Annotated in this window: 5 protein-coding genes; 1 reads left to right on the plus strand and 4 read right to left on the minus strand. The window is 38.0% G+C overall.

The features are described 5' to 3' along the window. Positions 1–162: 162 nt before the first annotated feature. The 3 genes from PN450_RS00460 to fraC are packed head-to-tail and all read right to left on the minus strand — an operon-like array spanning position 163 to position 2561. Entirely contained in the window at positions 163–942 is a 780-nt protein-coding gene (locus tag PN450_RS00460) for an ABC transporter permease (protein ID WP_271834996.1), read from the minus strand. 20 nt (positions 943–962) lie between these two features. Further along, a complete protein-coding gene (fraD, locus tag PN450_RS00465; protein ID WP_271834997.1) occupies positions 963–1973 on the minus strand; it encodes a septal junction protein FraD in 1011 nt (336 codons plus the stop codon). A gap of 36 nt (positions 1974–2009) precedes the next feature. Then, positions 2010–2561, minus strand: coding sequence for a filament integrity protein FraC (gene fraC / locus PN450_RS00470; RefSeq protein WP_271834999.1), 552 nt, complete (start codon positions 2559–2561; stop codon positions 2010–2012). Between the two features lie 275 nt (positions 2562–2836). Here fraC and PN450_RS00475 point away from each other — a divergent pair, with 275 nt between their 5' ends. Continuing rightward, on the plus strand, positions 2837–3973 hold the full coding sequence (locus PN450_RS00475) for a cob(I)yrinic acid a,c-diamide adenosyltransferase (protein ID WP_015078379.1): 1137 nt from the start codon (positions 2837–2839) through the stop codon (positions 3971–3973). A gap of 89 nt (positions 3974–4062) precedes the next feature. Here PN450_RS00475 and PN450_RS00480 read toward each other — a convergent pair whose 3' ends face one another. Continuing rightward, complete coding sequence (locus PN450_RS00480; RefSeq protein ID WP_233466945.1) at positions 4063–4173, minus strand: DUF4351 domain-containing protein; 111 nt, start codon at positions 4171–4173, stop codon at positions 4063–4065. Positions 4174–4574 lie beyond the last annotated feature (401 nt).

Genomic DNA, 4574 nt, shown 5'->3' on the forward strand with positions numbered 1-4574 from the left:
CATCACATTGCTACCCCCCTTTCCCCTTGTAAAGGGGGGAAACAATAAAAATCCAGTTCCCTCCCCTTTACAAGGGGAGGGTTAGGGTGGGGTAAAAAATATTTGATACATCAACCATAACTTTTCAAACACCCTCTTAGAGAAGTCGGGGATCTTGTTATTTTAAAATTCTCGTCTTAAGAAAATAATAATGGCGATCGCTAACAACATAAAACTATAAAGCAAACCATATCCCGCATTGGTAATTAATGTAATTGTATCAGGTAGTGCTTGCAAACCGTAAACAGCATCATTTTTTAAATCTAATCTAGATAAATCTGGCAAGATCAGATATAAACTTTGGGTAATGCGTTCCATAGCAGGATTCTGACTTAATTTACCTAATGCCACTAGATATTGAGTAACATTCCCCATTAAATACACTGCAAATGTTAGGGCTGTGGCTATCAGTGAACTGGTAAAAACGCCTAAAGTAATGGCTACGGCAGTAATTAAACATAATTGAAAAAAGATGAATAGCGTAGCCAGAAAAATGCTAGTAACCGGATAGGATACTTGACCAAGTTGTAAGAATCCTAAATAAATTATTGTCATTGCAGTAATGAGGACAGCGATAACTGCTGATAACCCTAAATATTTACTAGCAATAAATTCACTGCGGCTGATGGGTTTGGCAATTAATACTAAAATAGTCCGTTTTTCAATTTCTTTGTTAACTAATCCCGTGCCGATAAATATAGCCACAATTAAACCAATGACGTTCATGGTTGCCAAACCAAAGTCTAAAAAGATTTTATCAAAAGTAGTGACAGTAAATTCGGGAATGGCACGGAAGGCAATACCCAGGATAATGGCATAAAAACCGATGATGTACAGGATGCGATCGCGGATCACCTCCTGAAATACATTCTTAGCCATGACGACAGTTCTCATTACATTCATAGTAATTGCTTGTTTCTTCCTTATTGTTGTGCTGGTGGAGAACCCATGATAAATTTACTTGTGCGATCGCAAGTCAGACGGGCAATGGTGTTTTTATTATCTGTTTGTTTACCAAAGTTAGATGGTTCTATCAAACAAGATTTTTTCCAGTAATATCCTTGAGAGTTGGCGCCAGGTCCCCCCCAAATTGTCAAAATATCTAGTTTATATCCAGATTTAATATTGACTACACGGGGTTCAACTCGCCATAATAGCCTTTCTTGAGATTGACCTAAATTACTATTAATCGTTCTTCTCCCCAAGTTTCCTAGTCGCGGTTTAGCTTCTAGTAACCATTTTTCCACTTCTGACCAAGGTTTATTGGCAATTTGTTGATTAACTAAAGGTTGCAATTTATTTAAGATCAAATCACCAGTTTTCGGCTTTTTGGCTGGTGGTTCTAATCTAATCACAAAAGCACTTTTTTGAAAATTATCTGCTCGTAAACTAGGATATTCTTTTAACCATTTATCTATGACAAAGTAAAACTGAAGCCAACAACTAATTAGCATACACCAAGCTAATAAAACTACAACTTTTTGACGATCTTGTAATTTAGGAAGTTTGGCTTTTGCTAATTTTCCACCTGTACCTTCAAAGAAATTAGGTATGGCTGTAACTATGGCAGCTATTGTTGGCCAAATAACTATCGTATTCGGTGTTAATACACCTTCTTTGTGTCCAAAAGCAAAGATACTCACTAAAAATCCCGTTGTTACTGCCCCCACTGGCATAAAAGTTCCCGGAACTCTTAAAGGATCATCGGTAGTATACCAAGCTGTTCCTGCTAATAAAAATAGCCAACCACAAAAGGCAATAATATCTTTGATATACCCTAGGGCAAAATATGATATTCCCCAAGAAAAAATACTCAAATAAATTAATGTTTGCCACGAGTATGCTTTAGCAGGTGTCAGAAATTTTTGCACTCCTGCAAATAAATCCTGAATATATTTAAATATGCCACGTATTTCCTTCAATAAAAAGTTCATGAGATTACCTCTAATTAATGCAATGATGAATATTGATCATTTTATCGGGAGCGAGCGAATTAGGATAATGAAGGTTATGGCAGTGTAACTGAGTGAATTGGCTATTAAGGTTGCAGTTATTAAATTAGTATTTTGCAACTTAGCCATATTCATATAACTGGCTCTTTGCTGTGAAGAAATGATTTCTGTTTCTGTTTCTGTTTTTTTTCCTCCTTCTCCCATAAAAATTATGAGGATCTTCATTAGTAAAAATTTCACTAAAAAAGTCGCTATAAAAATAGTAAATGACAATAAAACTATCATTGTGCCAATGCTAGGATCTTGAAGTTTATTAAAAAATACATAATTAATCAATTCTTTTTTGATAGCGATAGATAATATTGGTTCGACTGTGAAAAACACAATCCAACCAATTACACTCGAAAAAACATTTAAGGCTATAGCATAAAAAATGCTGGTTCTTTTATCAAACTTCAGCCATCTATTCAGAATATAAGCTTCTAGGGGAATGGCAATTAGTAAGAATAAGATCTCAAAAAATATCGCCCCAATGGGCAAAATTATAGGTAGTGATAATTCATCAGACATAATGGTAACAACAAGGAGATTTTAGGAGTTAGTTAGATCCCCGACTTCTTCAAGAAGTCGGGGATCTGGGGATTAGTTGTACAGAGTATAACTGAAAGAATACGGATAATCGGCAATTATCTCATTCTTCTGACATTTATGATCTGAGTGCGTCAAGATATTTAGATTAATTTTATTATACATTTATTAAACTGTAATACGCAGATAAAAAACCGCACATTCTAGACTCTAGTTTCGTTAAGATAAGGAATTGCCACTTTATAGCTTTTCAAAATATGACAAGAAACGGTATCGGTATTCGCACAGCGCAAGTGCGTTCTGAGCGGCTTACGGGTCAAATTCACGTCTATGATGGTATTGGGAAAGGTAAGTCCCAAGCAGCTTTAGGAGTGGTTTTGCGCTCGATTGGTTTGGGCATTAATACACCCAGTGATTCTAGCCGGGTTTTATTGCTGCGGTTTTTGAAAGGTCCAGAACGGGATTATGATGAAGATGGAGCGATAACTGCTTTACAGCGAGGGTTCCCCCATCTTATTGATCAGGTTCGCACAGGAAGAGCGGAGTTTTTTGGCCATGATCAAATTACACCTTTTGATCGAACTGAGGCTGCACGGGGCTGGGATGTAGCCAAAGGTGCGATCGCTTCGGGGTTGTATTCAGTAGTTGTTTTGGATGAAATTAACCCGGTTTTGGATTTGGGTTTGTTATCGGTGGAGGAAGTGGTAAACACGTTAAAATCTAAACCCCAAGAATTAGAAATCATCACGACTGGACGCGCTGCACCACAAGCATTGTTAGATATTGCGGATTTGCACTCGGAAATGAAACCTCACCACCACCCCACAGCCGCAGAACTGTTTATTGAAGGGATTGAAATTTATACAGGTGCAGGTAAGGGTAAATCTACCAGTGCCTTGGGTAAGGCTTTGCAAGCTATTGGGAGAGGTATCAATCATCCTGGTTCTACCCGTGTATTAATTATGCAGTGGCTCAAAGGTGGGAGTGGCTATACTGAGGATGCAGCTATAGCGGCTTTACAGCAATCTTATCCTGAAGTGGTAGATCATCAACGGTGTGGACGGGATGCCATTGTTTGGCGGAATTCTCGTCAAGATTTAGACTATATAGAAGCGGAGAGGGGTTGGGAAATTGCCAAAATTGCGATCGCTTCTGGTGTGTATAAGACTATTATCCTCGATGAACTCAATCCCACTGTGGATTTAGAATTGTTACCTGTTGATCCCATTGTTCAAGCTTTGTTACGTAAACCCCGTGATACGGAAGTGATTATTACTGGGCGCTGTCAAAATCAACCGGCTTATTTTGATTTGGCTAGTATTCACTCTGAGGTTTATTGTCATAAACACTACGCAAATCAAGGTGTAGAATTGAAACGGGGGGTTGATTTTTAAACCGATAAGATCCCCGACTTCTTAAAGCAGTCGGGGATCTAGTTTTTAGTTTTTGTTTGGGTTGAGAAAAACCAACCCAAAAATCACTATTAATGATGATCTTCTTGATTTAACCAAGTTACTAAATCAGCAATTTCGGAAATATTAAACAACGCCGCACCTAAATTTTCTAGTAAGGATTCAGGTGGGGGTATTGACAAGAGTGATAATGGAGGAGGAAAATCACAGGTATGGAAAAAAACCTGCCCCCAATACTAGACAGTGAAATCTTGAGACAGTTGGCAATAGAGCAACTGGTAGAGATTATCATTGAGCAGGGAACAACTAGTAGTCTGTCAAATTTATTTTGACGGGTTTTTGGTAGTGCGGGCATCTTGCCCGCGTGAGCGAGACGCTCACACTACAGTCCGTCATTTTTGGATTGACAGACTACTAGAGAAGCACTAAAATCCGCAAGTAGTAGAACCCACATTCCGCACCCCAAACTGTCACAGATCAAAAAAGCCCTTAAAGTAGTACATAATAACTAAAGTCAATTCAAAAATTAAGATGCTTAATGAGAATAAGTAGCATTAAAAGGGACGTGGTGTGATAAAGTGAA

The sequence above is a fragment of the Dolichospermum lemmermannii CS-548 genome, assembly GCF_028330815.1.
Lineage (GTDB): Bacteria > Cyanobacteriota > Cyanobacteriia > Cyanobacteriales > Nostocaceae > Dolichospermum > Dolichospermum lemmermannii.

Excerpts from the sequence above, each read along its gene's own strand:
- PN450_RS00460 (WP_271834996.1), bottom strand. The coding sequence starts at position 942 with ATGAATGTAATGAGAACTGTCGTCATGGCTAAGAATGTATTTCAGGAG.
- fraD (WP_271834997.1), bottom strand. The coding sequence starts at position 1,973 with ATGAACTTTTTATTGAAGGAAATACGTGGCATATTTAAATATATTCAG.
- fraC (WP_271834999.1), bottom strand. The coding sequence starts at position 2,561 with ATGTCTGATGAATTATCACTACCTATAATTTTGCCCATTGGGGCGATA.
- PN450_RS00475 (WP_015078379.1), top strand. The coding sequence starts at position 2,837 with ATGACAAGAAACGGTATCGGTATTCGCACAGCGCAAGTGCGTTCTGAG.